Consider the following 20,914-nt stretch of genomic DNA (forward strand, 5'->3'; position numbering starts at 1 on the left):
GTGATGGCAGGGATGACGTTGTACTCCCCGTTGGAGCAGCGTACAGATGAGCACCTAAACAGAGCGTGCCTCACAGGTGAACGGGCTGCCTGAGCAGCTCGATAGCTCAGCGTCGCGATGGGCCGATAAGCTTCAGCAGGCTTCAGCGCAGCGGGAAAGTGGCTCGCTCCGGCGAAGCTGTAGGGAAAAATGATTCAGCGGGCTCGCAACATTGTGTCTCTCCACGATCAAGTGGTTCTCTGACCCGTGAACGACAGCTAGAGTTGTCGTAATGTTCTTCTAAGTCTATGCCCCATCAAGGGTTTGCGACTTCACGGCAACTTGCACCCATTGGGTTCACAGAACGTACCAGTCAGTGGCGGTTGATTCTCGGAACAATCCAATGTCAAGCTTGGAGCAACTCGAGCAAGAGGTGCTAGCCTGCGGTGAATGTCACATCCAATGACATGAATAGGGGCAACCAATCTAATTTTGACGGGGTCAGCAGAAAGAAGAATGAACATGCGACTTTATGAAAGGTGGTGTAAAGCTGCCAAAGATAGAAATGAACGCAAGCACTACTGGACCTATACTGAGAAAGATGGCGGCCGTGACGTGGTCCGAAGTGACTTGGTCGAAACTATTCGTTCACATTACGATCGGTTAGAACGCATTGCCGAAGATGTAGAACGGCTTGGATACAAGACGGCTGCCGCTATCCTTAGCGAGGCGATTCCAAAGACGCCCAAGGGCCGTTCAGGCGATCTCGGTGAAATTCTTGCGACTGAGCTAGTCGAGGAAGAGATCGACATGCGTGTGCCTGTGCGCCGTCTACGCTACAAGGACGGCCGGAATATGGCCATGCGCGGTGACGACTTCATTGGAGCCAGATATGACGGCAAGGACAAAAAGCTTAGGCTCCTGAAGGGAGAGGCTAAAAGTAACAAGGTGCTCGGCAAGGCAACTGTTACGAGCGCTCGCAAGGTTCTCAACCGCGATAGCGGTCGTTGTACGCCCGACTCGTTACTGTTTATCGCCAACCGCCTGCTAGAGAGCAAGGACCAAGAGGACAAAGAGCTTGGTCGCAGACTTCGTGACGAAGTGGGCCTGAAGTCCCTACACGCTGATCGCATCAGTCACATGCTTTTCACCGTGTCGGGCAATGGACCACGCGATTGCTTGAAGCAGGATCTCGAGGCGACAGACACCAATCGAGACCAATACGTCGTAAACATTCATATCGAAGATCACCAGGTCTTCATCGCAGCCATGTACGAGGAGGCAGAAGATCTTGGAGTCGATTGACGAACTGTCGAACTTTCTGACGACCGCGACCGAAGAGGGCATCCTTGGACGCCTTCTCTATCGCGGCGTCGCATGGTCGCTGATGCGCGAAAATGGTATCTTGCCACCGAATGGTCCGCCGCTCGGCGCGACAATCGAAACCGATCTCGCCGAGCACGGCTTCGCCCTGCTTCGGGGCGCGATGGCCCTGCGTGCTCAGACAGGCAGTTCAGGCCTGACCAGCAAAGCGTTCGAGCGGGCCGCCATCGCCTTCGAAGCGCTTGTTACCAATGGCGATCCAGAGTCGCCTGATCGTGGCTTCCGTCGCACAATAGCTGCCACTTCTTATCATCTCGCCGGCTTTTCAGCAGTCGCCTATTCGCTCTTTAACGAAACAATTGGTGATATCAACACTACGCCCGGAGAAACGGCGATTCGGCTCCTGATCTTGCGCGATCTCGGTAAGTTGCGCGACTTCGTTCATGATTGGCTAGTCGACGAAGCTCACCAGGATGAACAGATCGCCGAGACGCTTCGGGGTGCCGACCCTGATGTTGATGATGTGCTGTCGACAGTCCTGAATACGACGATCTGTCGAGCCTTGGCGCATTTTGATTTCGCGCTTGAGACGGGTGATTCTGAGCCTATCGAGACCGCTCGGGCATTGCTCGATACCGCGGTCAGCTTGGCGGACAATGCGGAGAATGTTCCACTGTGGTGGATCTCAAATCTGTGTTACCACCTGATAGACGACCTGTGGCAACATTCACTTCACCAGAATCTGCCGACCGAACCGCCAGAAGGATCGGAGGAAAAATACCCAGACCTACGCAGGCTGTTTATCTCGTCTCTCTATGCGCGTAGGACTTCCGAGATCGAGTTATGGCCATCGCAGCGCGAAGCAGCTCAACGTTCCACCGACGTCACGGATGACCTTGTCGTCGCCTTGCCAACCAGCGCCGGCAAGACACGGGTAGCTGAAATTGCCTCGCTGATGACTCTGTCGGCAGCGCGCCGTGTGCTAATAGTCACGCCTCTGCGCGCTCTTTCTGCGCAGACCGAACGATCATTCAGAAGAACATTTTCGCCCCTTGGCTTCAGCGTCTCCTCTCTGTACGGCACCAGCGGTCTTTCTGCAGGAGATGAGGACGTACTCCGTACTCGTGAGATCATCATCGCGACGCCCGAGAAGCTCGACTTTGCCCTGCGAAGCGACCCATCTCTGATCGACGATGTGGGCCTTATTGTCCTCGACGAAGGCCACATGATCGGCCCGAGTGAGCGAGAGATTCGCTACGAAACCCTGGTGCAACGTCTGCTTAGACGGGGGGATGCGAGCGAACGCCGGATTGTCTGTCTCTCCGCCATCCTTCCTAGCGGAAATGAACTCGACGACCTCACAGCGTGGATACGCTCTGACAAGCCCGGCATGCCGGTGCGTTCCGACTGGCGTCCGACGCGACAGAGATTTGGCGCGCTCAACTGGCGTGATACGGACGCGCTACTCAGGCTAGATCTCGACGAAAAAGGTCCGTTCCTCGACAGATTCGTCGTGGAGAAGCCTGCGCTTGGGAGAGAAAGGAAGCCCTATCCGCGCAAGAACCTAGATCTCGCCTTGTTCGCGGCTTGGGAATTTGCAAGCCAGGGCAAACGTACCCTTATCTTCTCCACTCAGGCCAATTGGGTCGAGGGCTATGGCAAGCAAGTCGTGAATCTTTGCAAGCGCGGCTATCTGAAAACCCTACTTGAAGATGAGGCGTCAATCGCCCGCGCTCTAGAGGTAGGAGAAGAGTGGTTGGGCGAGGACCATCCCGCCGTCACCTGCCTGAAGGCGGGAGTTGCCATTCACCATGGACGGCTGCCGAGTGCGTTCCTGCGTGAGTTGGAAGCCCTGCTATCTGAAGGTGTGCTGAAAGTTATAGTCGCGTCTCCAACTCTGTCCCAGGGCCTCAATCTCAACGCTGCCGTCTTGCTGGTGCCTACATTGTATCGGGCATCTGAGAAGATATCAGGCGAGGAGTTAGCGAACGTCGCTGGCCGAGCCGGGCGTGCTTTCGTGGACGTCGAAGGTCTTATTGTTCACGTGATGTTCGATAATACTAAGTGGCGAATGAATGAGTGGCGTGAACTTGTGGCTTCCACCAAGTCCCGCACGCTGAAGAGTGGTCTTATCCAGATCGTCGCTGAGATCCTTGAACGGCTTTCTCGCTCTGGCGTCCTAGATCGAGATGACGCTTGGGAGTTTCTCGCCAACGCACGCGAAGCCTGGCGATTTCCCAAGGAAGAAGCTACTCCTAACGAGCGTGTGGCTACAGGTGTCGAGCAAGTTGCTGATGGAGATGACGACCAAGTCATCGACGACGATGATAAGAAGATTTCCGAGGAACCCCTTTCTCAAATTGTTGAGCGTCTGGATGCAACCGTGTTCGGTCTAATCGAAGCGCTTGACGCTGATCAAGCAGACCTGCCGAAACTGTTAGATGAGGCACTGAACGGATCACTTTGGGCCCGCCAGATCGTCCGCGAAAATGGGGCCGTTGCACGGTTGCACAAGAAAGTGTTTGAGGCGCGTGCCAATCTCATCTGGAAGAGCACCACAGCGGATGAGCGTCGTGGACATTTTGCTATGGGTGTCGGGCTTGAAGCTGGCCTAGCCATAGACGCCATGGCTGATGAGCTGGCTCAACTCCTTGAACGTGCCGACGCTGCATCGTTGAGCGGCGACATCGACGCACTTGTTGACGCTCTCATTGGGTTAGGCGAACGGCTCCTGTTCATGAGGCCTTTCATCCCTGACAAAGCAAACATACTGCCATCGATCTGGAAAGACATCCTGCGCTGCTGGGTGTCTGGCGCCGATGTTGCCAGGATCGGGCCGCAGAACATGCGGACTGTCGAAGAGGCCTTCACCTATCGTCTGGTTTGGGCGTTGGAATCTGTCCGTACCCGGCGCATGTCCCTTGGCTGGTCGCCGGATAAGATGGCTGGTGGCGCTGCAGCTGCAGTCGAAACCGGAGTTCCAAATTTCATGATGGCTATGCTGATCCGCGCGGGTCTTCCGTCACGGAGGGCGGCAATTACAGCAATCCAGGATTCACAACCAGTTTTCCTCACATTGGCAGAGATGCGGGCTTGGCTTGAATCAGAGAAGATCACGGACTACACCGCCGCTGGCGATTGGCCAACTCCTGACACGGCAGCGTTATGGGCGCGCTTCCGAACTGAAGGCCTTAGCGGCGGTATCCAGAGATGGTCTGTTGAACATTACAAGTACCTTCTTGATACTACGGACGTCCCGCCTGCTGGTCATTATCGGATCGTCACCGACGAGTGGGATGGGAAGACTTGGCTGGCGACGCCAGACTATCAGCGAATTGCCGCTTTCACGATGTCGGCTGTTGATCTGAAACCCAGTATCTTCTCGGGGAGGTTGACAGGTTCTACTCGGTTGGTTAGCGCCATGCGTGTCGGACGCGGCAAACTGCACCGGCCGACCACTGAGGAATGAGTATAATTAGCCGGCATGCCTTTATCTGTAATTTGTATTAATAACGCTAGCCTAGCTGACTGTGGGCACGCAAAACAAATGCACCCAACAGGTCCCTAAAAGCATGTCGCGCATAGATACTCGTCCGAGCTCACCACAGACGCCTGCTGATCTGCCCAGAACCTAGTCATTGCAATCATTCTTGGCAGGAGGATGGGGCATGGTCAAGCCCGCAGCCGTGGTCACTGGTCACCGGGGCAGTAGGGGATGGCAAAGACAAACTGCACGAGCAGCTGCGTGGGCGGCTCACGTCGTGGTCGCCTTTTCTCCATGAGTTCCACCCCCGAGCGAGGCTCCTGATGCGGCAGCAGCAGGCAGAGCTGTTTCACAGTTCAGCGCGTTAGCAGCATCGGCAGCGGATCCCGCTTGATTCCCAGTCCGCGCCATTTGTTGGTTTTAGCCACTGGGACCCATTGCTAAAGGCATCTACGAGGTTCTTGGTGCCTTGTGGCAAACGCGGCATTTCTCCCGCGAGATGGCTGGCGCGGAGTTGGAAGCGCATCTGGCTTCATTTGAGCAGGGGGAGTGATGGCTTGGGCACGGGCCTCGTTGTTCCGGGGATCGCCAGGCGCCTCAGGACTCGGGCGGCAGGGCTACAACAGTGATCGAGCAGGCCTCCTGAATCTCCTGCCATCGCTCGGCGCTGATGCCAAGCTTATGGGGCACCTGCACGGGTGCGGTGCCCTGGCGTAGCAGCTTCTGCCCACTGGCATGCAGATCCCGCCATGTGGGCGGCACCTTGATCGCGAAGCCCGAATCACGCAGGTAGTGCATGATCTCGCCGTTGGCGTAGGTGCGTCCGTAGGGGCGAAAAGGGCGGCCACCGGTGGGGTTGTAGCGCTCGGCGGCCTTGAGCAGGCCGATGATCGCCACCTGACGCAGATCCTCGAACGGGTGGACGGTGCGGCGGGCGAAGTTGCCGGCGATCGTGTCGGCCAGATCCAGGTGCTGCAGTGCCAGGGCGTGGGCGGCCGCACGGGGGTGCAGCGCACGGCGGCGACGCGGTGGCTGCGGCCGCTGCGGCGCTGGCGGGTGCTCACCGCAGGGGTGTGCACTTGCTGGGTGTTCACCCCGATGGTGTTCCCCCGCTGGGGGCGGATCGAAGAGGGAGAGCTGCCGGACCATCAGCGCGAGAGCAGAAGCGGCACCGGTGCGTCCTGGACGCCCAGACCTTTCCAGTAGCGCTCCTCCAGCCAGAGGGCGCCGTGGCAGAAGGCGTCGGTGAGGTCCTTGCTGCCCTTGGGGAAACGGGGCAGTTCCTCACTGAGGGGTTCGGCGCGGTGGTGGAAGGCCACCTGGCCCGATTCCAGCAACGGCGCGACGGCATGGGCCCGCAGCTCCTTGCTGCCGCGGGGCGGGATGGGCAGCAGGCCGCGGATCTTGCGTCGCAGCACCTGGACCACCGCCGGGCCGTTGGCGGCGTCCTCCACCAGCACCGCATGGGGCCGCAGGCCCTGCTTCTGCAACGCGGCGCTGGCGGCCAGCAGGAAGTGGATGGTGCCGGGCAGCCCGAGGCGCTTGCGCACGGCCCAGAGCACCTCGATCTCCAGCTTCTGGGGCCCGCCGGGGTCCGGCGCCAGCAGGCCCATGAGCACGAAGCCGCAGTAGCAGCTGTCGTCCTCGTCCTTGAAGGTCAGGTCGCAGGCGAGGACGAGCGGCGCAAAGCGGCGGCGCTGCTGCCGCTGGAAGGGCGGTTGGATCCAGGCCCGCTGGAAGATGCCCCCCTTGGTGGGGCTGGGCCGCTGTTGGTAGAGCGCCGACCACCAGAAAGCGCCGGTGCGATGACGGATCTTGAGCAGCTCCTGCAGCGGGAAGCGCTCCGGGCACAGGGCCTCCCCCGGCCGGCGCCAGTCGGGTTCGACGGTGACCGAGGGCGGGTAGGCAGGGCGATCACTGGGGTGCTCGGCGATCGCCGGCAGGTCCAGCACATGCCAGCCCTGGGGTGCGTCGCCCAGCTCCTCGGCCAGCAACCAGCCGACCATGTCCTCGTGATCCCAGCGGGTGAGGACGATCACCTGGGCCGACAGGTTGCGCTGCAGGGCGCCGCTGCCGGCGTCGATGAAGGACGGTTCGGCCCGCAGGAACCAGACCGAGCGCAGCCACTCGACGATGCGCGCACGCACCCGCGGGGAGCCGGCGTCGTGGGGGCCCTTGTAGGGGTCATCGATGATCCCGAGCGAGTAGCCCTTGCCGTTGAAGGGGCCGTCCACACCGGCGGCGATGCAGCCGCCGCGCTGGGGTGTCAGCCAGTTGCCGACGGCGGCTGAATCCTTCGAGAGCGGGTTGCCGGTGGCGCGATAGAAGTGCCGCGCCTCGCGGGAATGGGCGTAGGCCAGCTCGCCCGAGTAGGAGGCGATGGCGGCGAACAGGTGCGGGTGGCGGTAGACGAAGTAGGCCAGAAACAGCTTGCTGATCAGCAGCGATTTGCCCAGGCGCGGCGGGCAGGTGACGATCAGGCGCGAGAGCTCGCCATCGGCGATCTGCTGCAGCAGGGCGATCAGCACCAGCGCCCAGCGATGGAAGCCGTAGGCGGGGAAGGCCTCGGCGATGAAGCTCTGCAGGCTGAGGGGCGCCAGGCTCTGCTGGGCCAGGGCCGGATCGCGGAGGCCCAGCAGGCCGCAATCCCGCCAGGGATCGCCGTGGGCAGGGGAGACGAGCAGGCCGCCAGCGGCGATCACCCCCGGGCGCAGAACGGTCGGGGCCGTGGGGACGGAAACCGTGGCGAGAGGGGCTGGCATCAGGCGGCTGAGGGCGGCTTGATCGGCGCGCGCAGCATCCCGGCGATCTCGCAGATCACGCGGTGAGCACCCACAGCCGCGCTGAACTGCTCGGCATCGGCAGCACGCCGGGCCACGTCCATCAGGGCGTAGATCTGCTCGGCCTGGTGCATGAGGCGGTCGTCCACCAGCTCCTCGACCATCCGCGAGCGCGCCACGCGGAGGTACTTCTTGAGGGTGCAGTAGGAGGACATGCCCCAGAGCAGGGCCGCCTGGTCGCGGATGAACAGGGTCGGCTGCCGCTGGGCCAGCCAGAGCTGGAGCTGCGCCAGGCGTTGCTCGATCTCCGCCCGTGTGGGCCGTGGAGATTGGGTCTGGTGGGGGAACCGCTGGCCGACACCATCGGGCACACCGCGCTTGCGCCTGCGCTTCTGCGGGACTGGCCAGGCGGGGTTGCCGTCGTCGTCTTCCTCGGGCGCCGAATTGCGCAGGGCTTCGATGGCGGCATCGCGGTAGGAGGCCTCGATCTCGCCAAGGGCCAGCTGCAGGGCGGAGCGCACCTGCTGGCGGGGTTCAGCAGTAGCAGGTTCGGTAGCCGTAATCAAGTACTGACTAGCAATCCACAGGCTACTGGTTCTAGCCAGTAGTGAACAGCAATGCAGCCGCCAGGCAGCGGTGCGGCAGCGTGTCACGCCGCGCCAGGGCGGTGCGAGTCGGTGAGGCCGCTGCGCGGTCACCGACCCTGGCGCTGGCAATGAAAGAGCGCTTCGCCGCCGCCGGGCTGAGGCGGTTGGGTCACCGCGGCAGGGCGTCTCGCCCGCGGCTGCGGTGGCCCGGCGCCCGCAGGGCGGCTGTGGCCCGGCCCGGCCCCTGGCGGTGCCGCTGCTGGCTTAGCGCTCCCTACAAATCCGTCATTGCCATGGATCCTGGCGTTGATGGGGCCATCGAGCGGGCGGGAGCTTGGCGGCTGGCCCTGTTCGGTGGAGCTATCCGATGGCCTGCGGGCCCTGGGGATAGTCCGGCGAGGGGCTTTCCTTGCCGCGGGGAATCAGCTGGGCTCCAGCTGGATGACCGGAAACGGCAGGGCCTCGATCTGGGCCGCGGTGCAGCGGCGCTGCCACTGCTTGGCCTCCGGCAGCCAGCGGAACCCGGCCTCCTTGGCCTCGTCCTTGCGGGAGAAGGGCAGATCGGCCGCCACCAGCAGGCGCGGCTGGAGTCCTTCTGCCAGGTGCTCCTCGAGCTGCGGATCGCGCTCCAGGATCTGGGCCAGGTAGATGCAGTCGGTCAGCGCCCGGTGCGCCGCCCAGACCGGAATGCCGTGGGCCAGGGCCAGGGCGGCCAGCGACGGGCTGGGCCGCAGGCCAGCCCAGCTGATGCCCTCGCAGGTGCAGATCCAGGGCTTGCCCTGGTCCTCGGTTGTGGCGAGGCCGGCGGCGGCCAGCCAGCGCTCGATCCAGGCCTGATCGAAGGCGGCGTTGTGGCAGACGACCGCATCGGCGGCGTTGAGCATGGCCCGGAACAGGGCGGCGGCCTCTGGGCGGGGCTGGGGCGCCTGGGTCAGGGCGGCGTCGATGCCGTTGATCGCCTCGGCGCCGTTGGCGGCGACAGGGAGAAGGAAGGAGAGCTGCTGCAGCACCGCCCGGTGGGGCACCGAGAAGAGAACGGCGCCGATCTCGCAGAGCGCATCGGTCCCCACCTCCAGGCCGGTGGTTTCGCAGTCCAGCAGCAGCAGCGTCGAGAAGGGGAGCGCCATCACAGGCCGGAAGCGTGGGCGTTGCGGCGATCCGGCCGGCTGCGGATGGCGGCGGTGAGCACCCGCTGGGCCAGCTCCTCGGCATCGACGTGAACGCCCCAGGCCGCCACGACGGTGTCCTTGGTCGCTCGGGTGAAGACCAAGGCGGTGCCGGGCGGGTAGCGGGCGGCGTTGCCGGAGCGGAAGCCCTCGCGGTAGGCCTGGGCGTAGAGAAAGCGGCTCGCCAGCCGGTCCAGCTGGTCCGGTGGCACCGGATTGCGCAACCGCAGCCAGAGCTCCAGCAGCCAGCGGAAGGCGAGGTTGAGCGGGATCGGTGCCACCAGCAGCCGGTGTCGGTAGCAGTCGGTGACCACCAACCCGTAATGGCGGGGCAGCAGTTCCTGGGGCGGATGGGAGCGGATCAGCAGGCGGATCATCAGCGAAAGGGGGTGGGGTGGATGGGTCGGAAGGCGCCGAGCGCCCGGCCGCAGCCAGGGCAGCGGGCGTCCTGAAGCCGCAGATGCTCCTGCTGGCTGGGGTTGAGCAGCCAGAGGCACTCGCGGCACTCCCAGGCGGAGGGGGCGGGCGATGGGGCCGCGGGCGTGCTCATGGGCCGGCACCGCGCGCCAGCGGCATCGCCGGTGCTGCCGCTGGCCGGATTGCGGCCCGCCGGGTTGCGGCGTGGAGGGTCTGGTTGTCGGGTGGCATCGGCATGGCTGGCACGGCGAAGGGAAGGGCGGCCTGGCTAGCCCTGCGGGGCTGGTCGCGGCTCATTCCCCTCCAGGGCGGCCAGCAGCTCCTCGATGTGACCGGCGGCGGCCTCGGCGGGGTCGATCGCCTGGTGGATCACACGCAGGGGTGCCGCCAGCAGCCGGCCGCGGTCATGGTGACCGGCCCAGAATTCGCGCTCGAAAGCATCGAGGACGCGGCGGACGAGCTGCTGATCCGGGGGATGGGAATGGGTTGCCATGGTGCATCTCAGAATGGAACTTCGTCGGCGTAGGAGTTACTAGGAAGTATTCCCAGGTGCGGCCCATCCAGGGATCCAGGCGAGGGAGAGGGTGCGGCCAGGTCGGCAGGATCGCGCAGCTGCACCGTTCGATAGGTGGAGCCACCTCGCGAGGTGTTGTGATACTCAAAGGCCAGGATTCGCACCACGTTCTGCTGCAGGTAGTCGTCGTATTCACCCTGCTGGCCCAGCAGCCATTCCGCGAAGGCATGAACATCAGAGATCGCGATGGTGAGATTCCCGGAAGCGGCATAGGACTTGCCTGGCTTGGGGGGAAACAGCTTCACCGTGAGCTTGGGAAGTGCCATGGTCAGCCAGCGAGGGGAATCGAGAGTTGGCCGGGCTCCTCACCGCTCAGCCGCAGGTCATCGGGGTGAAACAGGTAGGCCCTGGTGGTGGCCTGCTGCGGTGGTCTGGCGATCACCTGATCACTGATCAGCACCTGGAGGGGAGCGTCCGGGTTGGGCCTGATGCGGATCTTGAGCGTCAGCTCGCCGGGCTTGGCGGTGTCGTGGCAGGCCAGCAAGACCCGGGCGAGGGCCTCGCTGAACTGCTGGTGCAGCTGGCCCTGGCGGTGCTGCAGCAACCAGCCGGCGGCACCGGTGGGATGGCCCAGCACCTGCCGCAACAGATCACTGTCGATGTCGCGTGCGGCAGGTGCTGGCGCTCGGCTGTCCAGCTCTGGAGAGGTGGGGCTCATGGCGAAACGATCGCGGGGAAGGATCAGGCGATGGCCGGAGCGAGCTGGATCACCTGCTGCCGGATGAAGGCGGCATGTTCAGCAGTGCTGATGTAGTCGGAGACCAGGGCCCGGTCCGGCAGGCGGAACTGCTGGCGGAAGGCGCTGACCAGGTGCGGGATGGTCTCTACGGGTAGCGAGCGGATCTCGCCGATCAGCTGCTGCACCTCGGAGGGGGTGAGGGCATTGACCAGCGTCTGGGTCTGGGAGGCCTCCACCTGGGCCGGCCCAGGCTCAGTGGCAGCAGAAGGCTCCTGAGGAGCCGCCTCCGGCTCACTTGGGCCGGGTGCCTGCTCGGGCTGCGGTGGGGCGGCAGCCGGCGGCGCGGGAGTTGGTGCAGGCCGCGGGCCTGATGGTTGGCTCTGGGCCGGGGCCGGTGGAACGGCACGGCGGCGGCGGGTGGGTGCGGCTGGAGGTGCTGGTGGAGCCGTGAGGGGCGACGCCTGCGGAGAGGGTTGGCAGGTGCTCTGCGGCGGCTGGCGCTCCGCCACACCATCGCTGTCCTCCGCCGCCAGGCAGAGCAACGAGAGGATCTGGTAGCGGCGCAGGTAGGTGACCGTGCCGCCGAGGGAATGCAGGGGGTTGGTGGTGGTGCCCAGCTGCCCCAGCAGCGTGTGGAGGCCCTTGAGCTGGTCGTCCAGCCGCAGGCCCGGCTGGCGCGGTGGCAGGGGCGGCAGGGCGGTGTCGCCATCGGCCGGGCGCGGCGGCAGCACCGGCGGCAGGGCGCCGAGGGCCGCCAGGGGCATGTCGATGGGGAAGCGCTGCAACGCCTCCTGCCGCAGCTGATGCACCCGATCCAGCAGCCCCTGGAGGGTGGGGATGGGGCAGGACGAAGAGATCGCGTCGCCGCTGGGCGCGTGGGTGAGCACCGTGCGCAGCAGGCAGGAACCGTCGGGGCCTTCCGCCATGTTCTGCGTCAGCACCAGGCCCTGATCGAGCAGGTGCGGGGTGATGGCCTCAAGGACGGTGCGCAGATCCGCGAAGGCGCCGTACTTGGCTTCCGACTGCTTGCGGATGGGGCCGACGTTGCGATGGAAGGCGAGGAGCGAGAGCTCCAGCGAATCCGGATAAGAGGGCTGTGGTTCGGTAACCACAGGGGAAGAAGAGGCCAAGCCAATAGTCCTGAAGCTTTAGCCAGTCTAGTAGTAGGGAGCCCTAATGGGCAACGTCTTTGGTGTCTTTCCAATAGCGCAGCAGGATCAGTGGGCGGAGGCCGCCGTCCATGTCCAGTAGCTGGCCCAGCTGCTCCGGCGTCCAGGTGTGCCAACCGCTGAGCACCATGCGCAGCACATCGAGTTCCTCGGTCCCCAGAGGCGGCATCACATCCCCCGGCGCCGTAGCCGCCACCGCCGCCAGGGACTCCCAGGCCTGGGGCAGCGTCAGGCCGGCCGTCTCGGCGGCGGCCTTGAACAGCGTCACCGCCTCGGCGCTGGCCGCCACCGCCTGCTCAAGGCTGGGCAGGGGCTGCTCCCTGGCCCAGGCCGGTGCCTCCAGCTCGCCGATGAAGTGGGAGAAGAAATCCGTGGCGGTCCAGAGCCGGCCGTCGTCATGTTCGATCGGGCGCTGGCGGGCGACCCGCGGCAGCAGGGGATCGTCAGGCTCCAGCCCGTAGTCCTTGCGGGCCAGACGGTCGTTCATCAGGCCGAACTGAAGGAATGTCATCGGGTACGGCTGGGCGATCTTGCCGCGCTGCAGCCGGTTGAAGGTCGAGTCGGCCAAGGAGCTGAAGCCGGCCGCCTTGCCCCAGCGCAGGGGGGTGTCGTGGCCCCAGCCGGCCCGCTCTATCCAGGCGGAGATCGTCTTCCCGAAGCGCTCCCGGGTTTCCTGGGACAGAAGGCTGTCGGGGTCGGGGCTGGCCATGACGCGGGCGGGGGAGAGCAGGGAGGGAGAACGATCAGGCCGCCAGTGGCGGCAGGGCGGCATCGCCGGGAAGCGGCAGCAGGGCGTCCGGATCGGCCGGCCCACGCAGCTCCAGCACCAGCCGGGCCCACTGCTCGGGGGTGAGCACCACGCGCCAGGTGCCGCCGCGGAAGCGCACGAAGGTGGCGGCGTGGGCGGCCTTGGCGTGGTGGCGCTGCTGTTCGGCGCTTGCGGGCTTTTCGCGGGCCGCGCGAGCCACGTCCTTCCAGTCGGCGACCTGGAGGACGAAATCATTCAGGCCGTCGAGGTCGCCCTGGTCATCGAGGCGACCGGCTCCGAGCTTGCGGCGGATGGTGGTTCCCAGCAGCAGGGAGAGAAGTTCGGCAGCTTCCCGTTCGGCGCGGTCGCCGCGCCCCTTGGCGGCATTGGGCATCGTTCCGAAGCGATGGAGGAAGCCTAGCTGGCGCTAAGGAGGATGCTACAGGGCTAAGTTTCCGCTTCTCCTGGTGCTCAGTGGTTGTGGCTCGATACTGACCCAGTCGATGGTCTGGATCGGGGCTGATGGCCCGCTCCCCCCTGGCCTGGCCTCCCCTCCTTTCTGGCCGCGTGGATCCAGTGCCCTGGCGCCACTGGCAGCAGGGGCCGCACCGTCCGCACTGGCCGGGCCCGCGCAGTGCGGCGGCTCAGGTTGCAGCCAGTTGGGGAAAGAGTCCTGGGTTCCCGGCTCAGGCCGCCGGCTGTGGTGATGCCGGCGGATCCACCTGGGGTTCGATCTGCTGCAGCGGACCCTCGGGGCTGGAGAGGGTTTCGGCCAGCACGCCGGCGAGGGGCTGCAGGCGCCGCGGGCCGTCTTCCGTTGGATCCGTCTGCCCCGTAGCGGCCTGACGGTCGGCCTGGGCATGCACGCTGTGGCGCACCTCGGCGATGAACCAGGGCGTCGCCTGTGGATCCCCGGCGGCACGGGCCATCAGGGCATCGCGCATCAGCCGCTCCGTCTCCTGCCAGGAGGCCAGGCGCTGCTCGTGGAGGCTGGCCACCTGGTCGCGGGTCAGTTCCGAGGCCAGGCCCTGGGCGATCGGCCCATCGGGTCCCCGCAGCCCCCGCGAGACGGGGTTGTGCGCGGCGGCGCAGTGGCAGATCAGCGGCAGATCACAGCCGGGGATCCGCTGGCCATTGCTGGTGCGGTCGTAGTCGCCCAGGATCCTGTTGACGAGGCCGTCACCGTTGGCGATCACGCCGGAGTCGTAGCAGGCAAAGCAGGCGCGGCGCGGTCGGCGGAAGCCGAGGTCGCGGTTGAGCGCGTGGCGCTTGTGGCCCACCGGTGCGCTGAACATGCTGGCTCTTGCCGTGGTCTAGGGCAATATTACCGGCACTTAGCGATTCATAGCCATAAGAGCTGGGTGAGGGCCTGTCTGGTGGCGCCGTGGCTCTCAGGCGGCGCGGAAGACCTGATAGGCCGGGTGCCGCTGCAGGGCCAGCTCCTGGCGGTGTTGGGCCAGCCAGGTGTCGGCGTTGAGCGTCGGCCAGCCCGCCTGGGTCGCCTGGCGCAGGAACTGCGCCGCGCCCTGGTGCCCGGCCCGCTGCGCCACGGCGCTCAGCTCCTCGAGCATCACGGCGAATGCCTGCTGGCTGCGGTTGCCGCCCTTGCCCAACCAGTAGGCCTCGATCCGATTGGCGATGCACTGCAGTTGCAGCGGCAGCGCCTCGACCGGCACCGGCAGATGGGGGGCCACCGCCGGCGGCGGTAGTGGTGGTGGCGGCGGCGGTCCCCAGCAGGGCTCCGGCCATGGCTCCTCGATGGCGGCGGGCGGCTGTGCCACCCCGGGCGCCTCCCTTGGTGGCTCCGCCGATGCTTCGCCTGCTGTGTGTGGCCCCAGGGCCTCCGGCGCAGAAAGACAACAGGTGGAAAGAGATCTGGAAGCAGGTCCGGGTTCTTGTTCTGGGGTTCTTGTTCCTGGGTTCTTGTTTGTGTCCCCCAAATGGGGGGTGGGTGGGGTCACCGTTTGGGGGATGGGTGGTGTCCCCTTTTTGGGGGGTGCCCCCTGTTTGGGGTGTCCCCCATCAGGGGGGTGGGTGCCGTCCCCCATTTCGGGGGTGTCCCCCAAAGGGGGGACGGGTGAGCGACGGCAGCGGTACAGCGAGGGCTGGCCGGGTCGTTGCTCACGGATCAGCCAGCCGTGGGCGACCAGCCAGCGCAACGCCGAGAAAACATCGTCCCGTTTCATGGCGGCCTCCCGCGCCAGGGTCGCGGCCGAGGCCCAGCAACCATGCGGGCTGCCGTGGCCGTGGCGATGGACCAGGAGGTAGATCAGCAGGCGCCCCTTACCGCCGGGGGCACTGGCGGCATCGAGGAGCTGGTACGGGGCCTGCGCCCATCCGCCAGCTGCGGGGGAGGCGGCCATCAGCGGGCCCCGCTCGGAGCCTCGGCCTTGTGCTGGGAGCGCTGGAAGCGCCGCCGGGCCCGCTCGATCTCCCGTCGCTCGTCTTCCATGAGCTGGGCCAGCAGCCGGCGCATGAAGGAGGAGACACCGCGGCGGCCGGCGTGGGAGCGCAGCCAGGCGGCCTGTTCGGGGCTGAGCAGCAGGACGACGGAGGTGCGGGATTGCGGGGTCAAGGGAAGGGACATAACCATGGCTGGACGGTCGAATGGCGTGACGCTAGTGGCGTGGAGTAGGGTTCATACATGGCATGCGCTGGTCACATAGCGTCCGCTACTACCGCTCTCGAGGTTGCGACGTTCGCGGCCACCCCGGCGACCACCAACGGCGCCGCAGCGGGCTGGTTGGAGCCCCTGGCGATCACTCGCGACGACAGCACCTGGACCTACCGGCTCACCGACTCAGCGCACTGGTTCCCGATCTCCATTACCGGCGTGATTGGCCGGGTCTGCAAGAACGAGGACGCCCTGGCCTGGATCGAGGCCTGGCGGGAGGTGTGGGAGCCGCGCGGCAACACCTGCCACGCCGCTCTGCAGCACTTCGCCCTTCACCGCTGGCAGGCTCCCCGCCACCTCTGGCCGGCGGGGCTTGATGCCGGCCTCCCGGTCGATCCCTGGGGGGAGAGGTACGGCGCCTATGGCGACTGGATCGCCCCGTTGCTGGCCGAGCCCCTCTGGGGGCATGTGCAGGTGGTGGCCAGTGAGCTGATGCTCTACGACCTGGAGCGCAATGTGGCCGGAACCCTCGATCTGCTGCTGCGGTTCCCGGACGGCAGCTACGGCATCGCCGACCTCAAGAGCCTGTCGGAGCGGGGCAGGAAGTACGACACCCGTGCCCAGCTGGGGGCCGGTTTGACGATGGCCGAGCAGCACTACGGGCTGCCGATGGGCCGGGCGCTGACGATCTGGGTCGCACCGGGCCGTTGCGAGATCAGGACCCACACCGCCGAGGAATGCCGCCGCCGCTGGGTGCGGGTGTTCAACACCTACGTGCGGGACTGGCGACCCTTCTAAGGACTTGCCTTAGCGAGCGCTAGGACATAAGGTGTCTAGCCTAGGTAACTGCAGCTGACGCACTTTGAACGGCCCGCACCTGCCTGGGTTCCTCATTCGTCCCCATCCACCCCGCAGCCATGTCCTCCTCGAACGTCGCCGCGCCGCGCGGCGACACCAGCACCAGCTCGCCCTCTGTTGGGCTGGATCCTCTGGCTTCCTCCTCGGCTTTGGAATGGCCGTCGTCCTTTTCGCTCACGCAGCAGGCCGCTGAAGCGCTCTGGGCTGCCGTCGAGGCCAAGGCCTCCCTGGAGGCGATGAAGCAGCGCCTGGCTGAGGCCACCGCCAGGCTTGATGCCCTGGTGGAGCTGGGGGCCCTGCCGGAGAAGAACCTGCCCACGGTGGGGGGCTTCTGCCTCTACCGCCAGGAAGGCCGGGTGTCGTGGTCGTACCCCACGTCGATCAAGGAGCTCGAGGGCCAGCTCAAGAAGCGCAAGCAGCTGGCCGAGCAACTCGGCGAAGCCACCCAGAAGCGCGGCGATCCCTTCTGGACGATCAAGCCCGCCGAGGCACTCGGACAATGAGCCCCGATCCCTGCACCGGCGGTGTCAGCCGCCGCGGCGCCGCCCAGGCGGTGGCGATCCACCTGCGCGAATTGCCCAGCACCGCCCTGGAGGCCCTGGTCGATCTGGTCACGGCCTCCGGCCCCGAGGCCCTGATCGAGGCCGTCTCCGCAGAGCTGGTCGCCCGCCATCCCAAACACCTCCGCTCCTGAGGCCATGAACCCCTCCCCCTGGCTGACGGCGCCCCAGGCCGCCGCAGCACTGAGTGTCTCGATCTCCACCCTCTACCGCTGGCGCACCCAGGGGCTGCTGGTGCCCGGTGAGGACTGGATGCGCAAGTGGCCGAGCGGCAAGAGTCCGGTGCTGTATCACGGTGAGCGGGTACAGCGGCGCATCGCGGCCCTCACCGCCCGCAGCGCCGACGAGCTGGAGCCGGTCCTGGGTTGAGGGGTGGCCCGATGGCTCGGGCGACTCTTGCCGGACCTGTCTGTTCGACCGGCCCCGCATGTGTACGAGTGACCTAGTGTTTACACATCGGCTGAGATGGCTGGCCCATGCGCACCAACATCGTCATTGACGACGCCCTGATGCAGCAGGCCATGCAACTGAGTGGGGCCCGCAGCAAGCGGGAGGCCGTGGAACTGGGCCTGCGCACCCTGGTGCGGCTGCAGCAGCAGGGTGAGATCCGGGCGTTCCGCGGGCAGCTTCCCTGGGATGGTGACCTGGAGGCCCAGCGGCTCGATGGGCCTGATGAGCCGGCGTGATCGTCGTTGATTCTTCGGTCTGGATTGACTTCTTCAATGGAGTCAGCACGACCGAGGTGGATCACCTCGATTGGCTGCTCGGGGAGACGCCGCTGGCGATCGGTGATCTGATCCTGGTGGAGGTGCTGCAGGGATTCCGCCAAGGGCGTGATGTGGCGAAGGCCCGGCAGCTGTTCCAGTCGTTGACCCTGCTGCCGATGCTGGAGGGACGCAACGCCTGGGTGGCAGCCGAGAACTACCGGCAGCTGCGCAGCAAGGGGATCACGGTGCGCAAGACGATCGACGGGATCATCGCCACCGCCTGCATTGAGGCCAACCTGCCGTTGCTGTTCAGTGACCGCGACTTCCAGCCTTACGTGGAGCATCTGGGGTTGCAACCGGTGCTGGGCTGAGGCCTGGGCCACTCCCAAGCCCTGCTTTTCAGCCTCGCTGCAGCCGAAGATGTCGCGCTTGCCCCTGAGGGAACAGGGTTGAAGTCCGCAGGGCGGCAAGGCGAGGCCCACCAGGGCCGCCGCGCTCACTCTTCCTCGTCGGCTCCGCCGGCCGGCACCAGGCGGATCTGCTTGCGACCGAGCTTGATCTCGAACTCATCGCCGGGCCTGAGATCCAGCATGGCGGTGTAGGCCTTGCCCACCAAGAGGTTGCCGTTGCCCTGCACCGTGGCCACATAACTGAGGCTGCGGCCACCTTTTCCCTTCCCGTTGCCGTTCCCTTCCCCAAGGCTCACGCCCTTGGCCTCCAGCAGGGCCTCGTAGAAGGCGGTGAAGTTCAGCCGTTCGCTGCCATCTTTTTTGGTGCTGACGTAGCCGGCAGCCCGCACCAGGTCGGACTTGGAGGCATCGCCCTGCTCCTTGACTTTGGTCAGCAGTTCAGATCCAGTGAGGGCCATGTTGGTGCAGCATCGATTAGCTCGACCATAACGAACCTGCCGATGTCGGCCAGAGCAGCAAGGTGCGGTTGCCCGACCCTTCAGCGGAGGCTTTCGCAGGCCACACCATCACCATTCCCATCCAGATAGGTGTGCCCTTGGCGCAGCAACTCCTGGGCGCGTGTGAAGGAGCCGATCTCACGGCAACGTAACCTCCGGCCACCAGGAATCGATTCGGCGGTGCTGGCTGATCGCCCCGATGTTCTGCCGCGGCGAAAGTCCCAGGGGCGGGTGATACCGCCCGGTACCCTCCACACCCCGTAGCGGCTGCGGGAAGCCCGGAACTCAGCATCCAAGTACTCTCTGGCGTCGCATTGGCCCAGGTATCGGCGGTAGGCAAAGGCCATGCCGTCTTCCACCAGGGCCAGGTTCAGATTCACCTTCCCGATCACCTCGGCCACCGTGCGGCCGTAGCGATCCATCGTCTGGGGTCTGAGGGTCACGCCAGAGCCCAGCCGCAGCCGGCTTTGGAGGTAGCTGCGGGCATTGGCGCCATCGGGAGCCTGCGCCATCTCTGGCGCGTCAATGCAGGCCAGCCGGATCGTGATCCGCTGCTGACCTTGCAGCACGCGGATCGTGTCGCCATCGCCGATCGAGAGCACCATGGCGCGAATCTCCGGGCCCGCTAACGCCGCTTGGGATGCCGTTGTCGAGGCCATCGCCAGCAACAGAGCGGCAAGTGGGCGCAGGCTCAGGGACATCACGCCACTCTGAAGGCCGATGGACTTTCCTCTGTCCCTCTCTCAGGGGCGCGGCTCTAGTTCCTCCAGCTCCGTACGCAGCTTTCCGAGGAACTCCTCATCCACCTCGGTGGCGGTGAGTTCCTCGCCCACCAGGTCCTGGATCAGGGGGTAGAGACGGACGTCGAACCACTTGCGGAACACCGCGTAGGTGCGCTCCGCCGGCCAGGTGCCGGTGTCGCGATGCCAGTAGTCGAGCTCGGCTTCGAAGATCGCCTCGAAGACCTCCTTGAGGATCTCCTCAGCCTCCTCTTCTGTCTCGTAGTCGGGAATCAGATACAGGCAGGGCTCCCTGGCTCCAGCCGCATCGACATCCAGGTCGTGCTGCCGCGCCCACGCAAGCAGTTTCTCGCTGGGGTAGATCCCCACCGCGCAGCGGTTCACCACGGCCATGGCCCACCCGGCGGTGTGGCCTTAACGCTAGGCCTGGCTACCTGAGCAACCGTGGCGCTGCCGGGGAAGCCGGACACGTTTACCGCGAAGAGCCAATGTTCTGCATCTGAGGACAGCTGCAGAAAGGCTGGCTACGCCCCCAATGAGAAGGGCGCCCCGTATCGAGCGCCCTTGGGCCGGTTGCAGGGTCTGGGCTCGCGCTGCCCTGGTCGTGGCCTCTGATTCATCAATAGGTCCAGCAGCCCGGCTTGTCAGTACGGCAAGCCGTTCCTGCCCGGTGCTGACGGCACCAGACTGGGCCCATCGGCACAGAGCAAGGAGAGGCCATGACCACGACCCTGGAGAAACCAACCACGCTGCAGTGTGCCTGCCCAGGCTGCCACTGCACGGTGCAGGCGGACAGCCCGTTCCGCAACGGCGCCCTGCTGTTCTGCAGCGAGGTCTGCGCCAAAGGGCACCCCAACGGTGAGCCCTGCCACGCCGGCTGTGGCTGTGAGTGCCATGGCTGAATCGGCTCCGCCTTCTGCGGGTCCGATTCCCCTGGAGCTGCCAGCGGGAGTGCACCAGCTCTGCCGCTGCGGCCGCAGCCGCCATGGCTGGATCTGCGATGGCGCCCACCTCGGCACTGGCTGGGTGTCACGGGAGCTGCGGCTTGATCAAGCCAGCACGGTGATGGTCTGCGGCTGCGGCCTTTCCCACCGCTACCCGCTCTGTGATGGCCGCCACGCCAGATCAGCGGGCCGCAGACGCTGGTGGAGGTGGTGGGCCTGAGTGGCTTGATCGTCCGGTCGGCGCCCTCTGTCTGGGGGTGAGCTCAACGCGCCCAGGCGTTGCTCTGCCCAGGGGATGGTTCTGCCTACCTCCCTGTGGCGCTCATCGCGGAGCAGAGTGGGTAGGAAGATCGCCGGCTCAGCCGCCAGGGTGTCAACGTCGTGGGTCGGGCCGATACCGAGGATCATCCCCGAACCCAGGTACTTCTCGATCCACTCCGTGGTGGTTGGAACGGAAGCCCTGAGGAAGGAGGCTTTGAACTGCTGGCCGTGCTCGCGGCTGTTCACCCAGGTGCCGCTCACGGTGGCCCATTCACCGGCACTGATCTCGGCGGCATGGCCCACCACCGTCACCAGGTCGCGGTGGCCGCGGGCCTTGATGCGCAGCACGCAGAAGCCGTTGTCGGGATTGTGGAAGGTGACGCGCTGGAACGATCCGGCCAGGGCCTCGGTGGGCTG

General features: G+C 65.5%; 28 protein-coding genes and 1 pseudogene. 9 read left to right on the top strand and 20 right to left on the bottom strand.

Annotated features, from left to right (window positions below; all coding sequences use genetic code 11):
• Positions 1 to 495 precede the first annotated feature (495 nt).
• Positions 496 to 1,284 carry a HamA C-terminal domain-containing protein gene (locus KUG38_RS16015; protein WP_216923346.1) on the top strand — a complete coding sequence of 263 codons (789 nt, stop codon included), beginning with the start codon at positions 496 to 498 and terminating at the stop codon, positions 1,282 to 1,284.
• Positions 1,271 to 4,771: a DEAD/DEAH box helicase gene (locus KUG38_RS16020; protein ID WP_216923348.1), complete on the top strand. Its 3,501-nt coding sequence runs from the start codon at positions 1,271 to 1,273 to the stop codon at positions 4,769 to 4,771. Before KUG38_RS16015 ends, KUG38_RS16020 begins: the two co-directional genes overlap by 14 nt.
• Before the next feature lie 612 nt (positions 4,772 to 5,383).
• On the opposite strand, the gene KUG38_RS16025 is transcribed toward KUG38_RS16020, so the two are convergent.
• From KUG38_RS16025 to KUG38_RS16095, 16 genes and pseudogenes are all read right to left on the bottom strand, one after another.
• Positions 5,384 to 5,935 carry a sigma factor gene (locus tag KUG38_RS16025; RefSeq protein ID WP_216923350.1) on the bottom strand — a complete coding sequence of 184 codons (552 nt, stop codon included), beginning with the start codon at positions 5,933 to 5,935 and terminating at the stop codon, positions 5,384 to 5,386.
• Positions 5,935 to 7,548: a phage terminase large subunit family protein gene (locus tag KUG38_RS16030; RefSeq protein ID WP_216923351.1), complete on the bottom strand. Its 1,614-nt coding sequence runs from the start codon at positions 7,546 to 7,548 to the stop codon at positions 5,935 to 5,937. The genes KUG38_RS16025 and KUG38_RS16030 overlap by 1 nt, the downstream gene beginning before the upstream one ends.
• Complete coding sequence (locus KUG38_RS16035) at positions 7,548 to 8,087, bottom strand: hypothetical protein (protein WP_353617845.1); 540 nt, start codon at positions 8,085 to 8,087, stop codon at positions 7,548 to 7,550. Before KUG38_RS16035 ends, KUG38_RS16030 begins: the two co-directional genes overlap by 1 nt.
• Positions 8,088 to 8,575: 488 nt before the next feature.
• Positions 8,576 to 9,280, bottom strand: a complete 705-nt coding sequence (locus KUG38_RS16040) for a 3'-5' exonuclease (protein ID WP_216923352.1) — start codon at positions 9,278 to 9,280, stop codon at positions 8,576 to 8,578.
• The gene (locus KUG38_RS16045; RefSeq protein WP_216923353.1) at positions 9,280 to 9,696 is read right to left on the bottom strand and encodes a hypothetical protein; all 417 of its coding nucleotides are present in this window, start codon (positions 9,694 to 9,696) and stop codon (positions 9,280 to 9,282) included. Before KUG38_RS16045 ends, KUG38_RS16040 begins: the two co-directional genes overlap by 1 nt.
• A complete protein-coding gene (locus KUG38_RS16050; RefSeq protein ID WP_216923354.1) occupies positions 9,696 to 9,869 on the bottom strand; it encodes a hypothetical protein in 174 nt (57 codons plus the stop codon). Before KUG38_RS16050 ends, KUG38_RS16045 begins: the two co-directional genes overlap by 1 nt.
• A gap of 135 nt (positions 9,870 to 10,004) precedes the next feature.
• Positions 10,005 to 10,229 (bottom strand): hypothetical protein, encoded by a 225-nt coding sequence (locus KUG38_RS16055; RefSeq protein WP_216914398.1) that lies wholly within the window; start codon positions 10,227 to 10,229, stop codon positions 10,005 to 10,007.
• Between the two features lie 8 nt (positions 10,230 to 10,237).
• Entirely contained in the window at positions 10,238 to 10,576 is a 339-nt protein-coding gene (locus KUG38_RS16060; protein WP_216923355.1) for a hypothetical protein, read from the bottom strand.
• 2 nt (positions 10,577 to 10,578) lie between these two features.
• The gene (locus KUG38_RS16065; RefSeq protein WP_216923356.1) at positions 10,579 to 10,968 is read right to left on the bottom strand and encodes a YfdP family phage-associated protein; all 390 of its coding nucleotides are present in this window, start codon (positions 10,966 to 10,968) and stop codon (positions 10,579 to 10,581) included.
• Between the two features lie 23 nt (positions 10,969 to 10,991).
• Positions 10,992 to 12,101, bottom strand: coding sequence for an ERF family protein (locus tag KUG38_RS16070; protein WP_216923357.1), 1,110 nt, complete (start codon positions 12,099 to 12,101; stop codon positions 10,992 to 10,994).
• A 61-nt stretch (positions 12,102 to 12,162) separates the two neighbouring features.
• The gene (locus tag KUG38_RS16075) at positions 12,163 to 12,867 is read right to left on the bottom strand and encodes a DUF8644 domain-containing protein (RefSeq protein WP_216923358.1); all 705 of its coding nucleotides are present in this window, start codon (positions 12,865 to 12,867) and stop codon (positions 12,163 to 12,165) included.
• Positions 12,868 to 12,901: 34 nt separating this feature from the next.
• Positions 12,902 to 13,300: a hypothetical protein gene (locus KUG38_RS16080; RefSeq protein WP_216923359.1), complete on the bottom strand. Its 399-nt coding sequence runs from the start codon at positions 13,298 to 13,300 to the stop codon at positions 12,902 to 12,904.
• A 292-nt stretch (positions 13,301 to 13,592) separates the two neighbouring features.
• Complete coding sequence (locus KUG38_RS16085) at positions 13,593 to 14,201, bottom strand: hypothetical protein (protein ID WP_216923361.1); 609 nt, start codon at positions 14,199 to 14,201, stop codon at positions 13,593 to 13,595.
• Positions 14,202 to 14,297: 96 nt separating this feature from the next.
• Positions 14,298 to 14,687 (bottom strand): hypothetical protein, encoded by a 390-nt coding sequence (locus tag KUG38_RS16090; RefSeq protein WP_216923363.1) that lies wholly within the window; start codon positions 14,685 to 14,687, stop codon positions 14,298 to 14,300.
• 360 nt (positions 14,688 to 15,047) lie between these two features.
• A pseudogene (locus tag KUG38_RS17200) lies at positions 15,048 to 15,269 on the bottom strand (hypothetical protein); the annotation flags it as partial.
• A complete protein-coding gene (locus KUG38_RS16095) occupies positions 15,269 to 15,481 on the bottom strand; it encodes a hypothetical protein (RefSeq protein WP_216923365.1) in 213 nt (70 codons plus the stop codon). The pseudogene KUG38_RS17200 and the gene KUG38_RS16095, both read right to left, overlap by 1 nt.
• 168 nt (positions 15,482 to 15,649) lie before the next feature.
• Between KUG38_RS16095 and KUG38_RS16100 the strand changes: the two genes are divergently transcribed.
• The 6 genes from KUG38_RS16100 to vapC all read left to right on the top strand — a co-directional run bounded on the left by KUG38_RS16100 (position 15,650) and on the right by vapC (position 18,016).
• On the top strand, positions 15,650 to 16,318 hold the full coding sequence (locus KUG38_RS16100) for a PD-(D/E)XK nuclease family protein (protein ID WP_216923367.1): 669 nt from the start codon (positions 15,650 to 15,652) through the stop codon (positions 16,316 to 16,318).
• 119 nt (positions 16,319 to 16,437) lie between these two features.
• Positions 16,438 to 16,881 carry a hypothetical protein gene (locus KUG38_RS16105; protein WP_216923369.1) on the top strand — a complete coding sequence of 148 codons (444 nt, stop codon included), beginning with the start codon at positions 16,438 to 16,440 and terminating at the stop codon, positions 16,879 to 16,881.
• Positions 16,878 to 17,072 carry a hypothetical protein gene (locus KUG38_RS16110; RefSeq protein WP_216923371.1) on the top strand — a complete coding sequence of 65 codons (195 nt, stop codon included), beginning with the start codon at positions 16,878 to 16,880 and terminating at the stop codon, positions 17,070 to 17,072. The genes KUG38_RS16105 and KUG38_RS16110 overlap by 4 nt, the downstream gene beginning before the upstream one ends.
• Before the next feature lie 4 nt (positions 17,073 to 17,076).
• On the top strand, positions 17,077 to 17,307 hold the full coding sequence (locus KUG38_RS16115; RefSeq protein ID WP_216923373.1) for a helix-turn-helix domain-containing protein: 231 nt from the start codon (positions 17,077 to 17,079) through the stop codon (positions 17,305 to 17,307).
• A gap of 107 nt (positions 17,308 to 17,414) precedes the next feature.
• Entirely contained in the window at positions 17,415 to 17,624 is a 210-nt protein-coding gene (locus KUG38_RS16120) for a type II toxin-antitoxin system VapB family antitoxin (RefSeq protein ID WP_216923375.1), read from the top strand.
• Positions 17,621 to 18,016: a type II toxin-antitoxin system VapC family toxin gene (gene vapC, locus KUG38_RS16125; RefSeq protein ID WP_216923377.1), complete on the top strand. Its 396-nt coding sequence runs from the start codon at positions 17,621 to 17,623 to the stop codon at positions 18,014 to 18,016. The genes KUG38_RS16120 and vapC overlap by 4 nt, the downstream gene beginning before the upstream one ends.
• Positions 18,017 to 18,141: 125 nt before the next feature.
• Here vapC and KUG38_RS16130 read toward each other — a convergent pair whose 3' ends face one another.
• From KUG38_RS16130 to KUG38_RS16140, 3 genes are all read right to left on the bottom strand, one after another.
• A complete protein-coding gene (locus KUG38_RS16130; RefSeq protein ID WP_216923379.1) occupies positions 18,142 to 18,513 on the bottom strand; it encodes an AbrB family transcriptional regulator in 372 nt (123 codons plus the stop codon).
• A gap of 80 nt (positions 18,514 to 18,593) precedes the next feature.
• A complete protein-coding gene (locus tag KUG38_RS16135) occupies positions 18,594 to 19,253 on the bottom strand; it encodes a thermonuclease family protein (protein WP_286196140.1) in 660 nt (219 codons plus the stop codon).
• A 42-nt stretch (positions 19,254 to 19,295) separates the two neighbouring features.
• Positions 19,296 to 19,685 (bottom strand): hypothetical protein, encoded by a 390-nt coding sequence (locus KUG38_RS16140; RefSeq protein ID WP_216923381.1) that lies wholly within the window; start codon positions 19,683 to 19,685, stop codon positions 19,296 to 19,298.
• Between the two features lie 326 nt (positions 19,686 to 20,011).
• Between KUG38_RS16140 and KUG38_RS16145 the strand changes: the two genes are divergently transcribed.
• Positions 20,012 to 20,194: a metallothionein gene (locus tag KUG38_RS16145; RefSeq protein ID WP_216909476.1), complete on the top strand. Its 183-nt coding sequence runs from the start codon at positions 20,012 to 20,014 to the stop codon at positions 20,192 to 20,194.
• 192 nt (positions 20,195 to 20,386) lie between these two features.
• Here KUG38_RS16145 and KUG38_RS16155 read toward each other — a convergent pair whose 3' ends face one another.
• The gene (locus tag KUG38_RS16155) at positions 20,387 to 20,845 is read right to left on the bottom strand and encodes a YrrC family ATP-dependent DNA helicase (protein WP_216923531.1); all 459 of its coding nucleotides are present in this window, start codon (positions 20,843 to 20,845) and stop codon (positions 20,387 to 20,389) included.
• Positions 20,846 to 20,914: the final 69 nt, after the last annotated feature.

It is taken from the genome of Synechococcus sp. CCAP 1479/9, from assembly GCF_019038535.1.
Lineage (GTDB): Bacteria > Cyanobacteriota > Cyanobacteriia > PCC-6307 > Cyanobiaceae > Cyanobium.

Excerpts from the sequence above, each read along its gene's own strand:
- KUG38_RS16115 (WP_216923373.1), top strand. The coding sequence starts at position 17,077 with ATGAACCCCTCCCCCTGGCTGACGGCGCCCCAGGCCGCCGCAGCACTG.
- KUG38_RS16050 (WP_216923354.1), bottom strand. The coding sequence starts at position 9,869 with ATGAGCACGCCCGCGGCCCCATCGCCCGCCCCCTCCGCCTGGGAGTGC.
- KUG38_RS16065 (WP_216923356.1), bottom strand. The coding sequence starts at position 10,968 with ATGAGCCCCACCTCTCCAGAGCTGGACAGCCGAGCGCCAGCACCTGCC.
- KUG38_RS16135 (WP_286196140.1), bottom strand. The coding sequence starts at position 19,253 with ATGTCCCTGAGCCTGCGCCCACTTGCCGCTCTGTTGCTGGCGATGGCC.
- KUG38_RS16130 (WP_216923379.1), bottom strand. The coding sequence starts at position 18,513 with ATGGCCCTCACTGGATCTGAACTGCTGACCAAAGTCAAGGAGCAGGGC.
- KUG38_RS16105 (WP_216923369.1), top strand. The coding sequence starts at position 16,438 with ATGTCCTCCTCGAACGTCGCCGCGCCGCGCGGCGACACCAGCACCAGC.
- KUG38_RS16110 (WP_216923371.1), top strand. The coding sequence starts at position 16,878 with ATGAGCCCCGATCCCTGCACCGGCGGTGTCAGCCGCCGCGGCGCCGCC.
- KUG38_RS16085 (WP_216923361.1), bottom strand. The coding sequence starts at position 14,201 with ATGTTCAGCGCACCGGTGGGCCACAAGCGCCACGCGCTCAACCGCGAC.
- KUG38_RS16145 (WP_216909476.1), top strand. The coding sequence starts at position 20,012 with ATGACCACGACCCTGGAGAAACCAACCACGCTGCAGTGTGCCTGCCCA.
- KUG38_RS16060 (WP_216923355.1), bottom strand. The coding sequence starts at position 10,576 with ATGGCACTTCCCAAGCTCACGGTGAAGCTGTTTCCCCCCAAGCCAGGC.
- KUG38_RS16120 (WP_216923375.1), top strand. The coding sequence starts at position 17,415 with ATGCGCACCAACATCGTCATTGACGACGCCCTGATGCAGCAGGCCATG.
- KUG38_RS16045 (WP_216923353.1), bottom strand. The coding sequence starts at position 9,696 with ATGATCCGCCTGCTGATCCGCTCCCATCCGCCCCAGGAACTGCTGCCC.
- KUG38_RS16080 (WP_216923359.1), bottom strand. The coding sequence starts at position 13,300 with ATGCCCAATGCCGCCAAGGGGCGCGGCGACCGCGCCGAACGGGAAGCT.
- KUG38_RS16025 (WP_216923350.1), bottom strand. The coding sequence starts at position 5,935 with ATGGTCCGGCAGCTCTCCCTCTTCGATCCGCCCCCAGCGGGGGAACAC.
- KUG38_RS16040 (WP_216923352.1), bottom strand. The coding sequence starts at position 9,280 with ATGGCGCTCCCCTTCTCGACGCTGCTGCTGCTGGACTGCGAAACCACC.
- KUG38_RS16075 (WP_216923358.1), bottom strand. The coding sequence starts at position 12,867 with ATGGCCAGCCCCGACCCCGACAGCCTTCTGTCCCAGGAAACCCGGGAG.
- KUG38_RS16055 (WP_216914398.1), bottom strand. The coding sequence starts at position 10,229 with ATGGCAACCCATTCCCATCCCCCGGATCAGCAGCTCGTCCGCCGCGTC.
- KUG38_RS16030 (WP_216923351.1), bottom strand. The coding sequence starts at position 7,548 with ATGCCAGCCCCTCTCGCCACGGTTTCCGTCCCCACGGCCCCGACCGTT.
- KUG38_RS16140 (WP_216923381.1), bottom strand. The coding sequence starts at position 19,685 with ATGGCCGTGGTGAACCGCTGCGCGGTGGGGATCTACCCCAGCGAGAAA.
- KUG38_RS16015 (WP_216923346.1), top strand. The coding sequence starts at position 496 with ATGAACATGCGACTTTATGAAAGGTGGTGTAAAGCTGCCAAAGATAGA.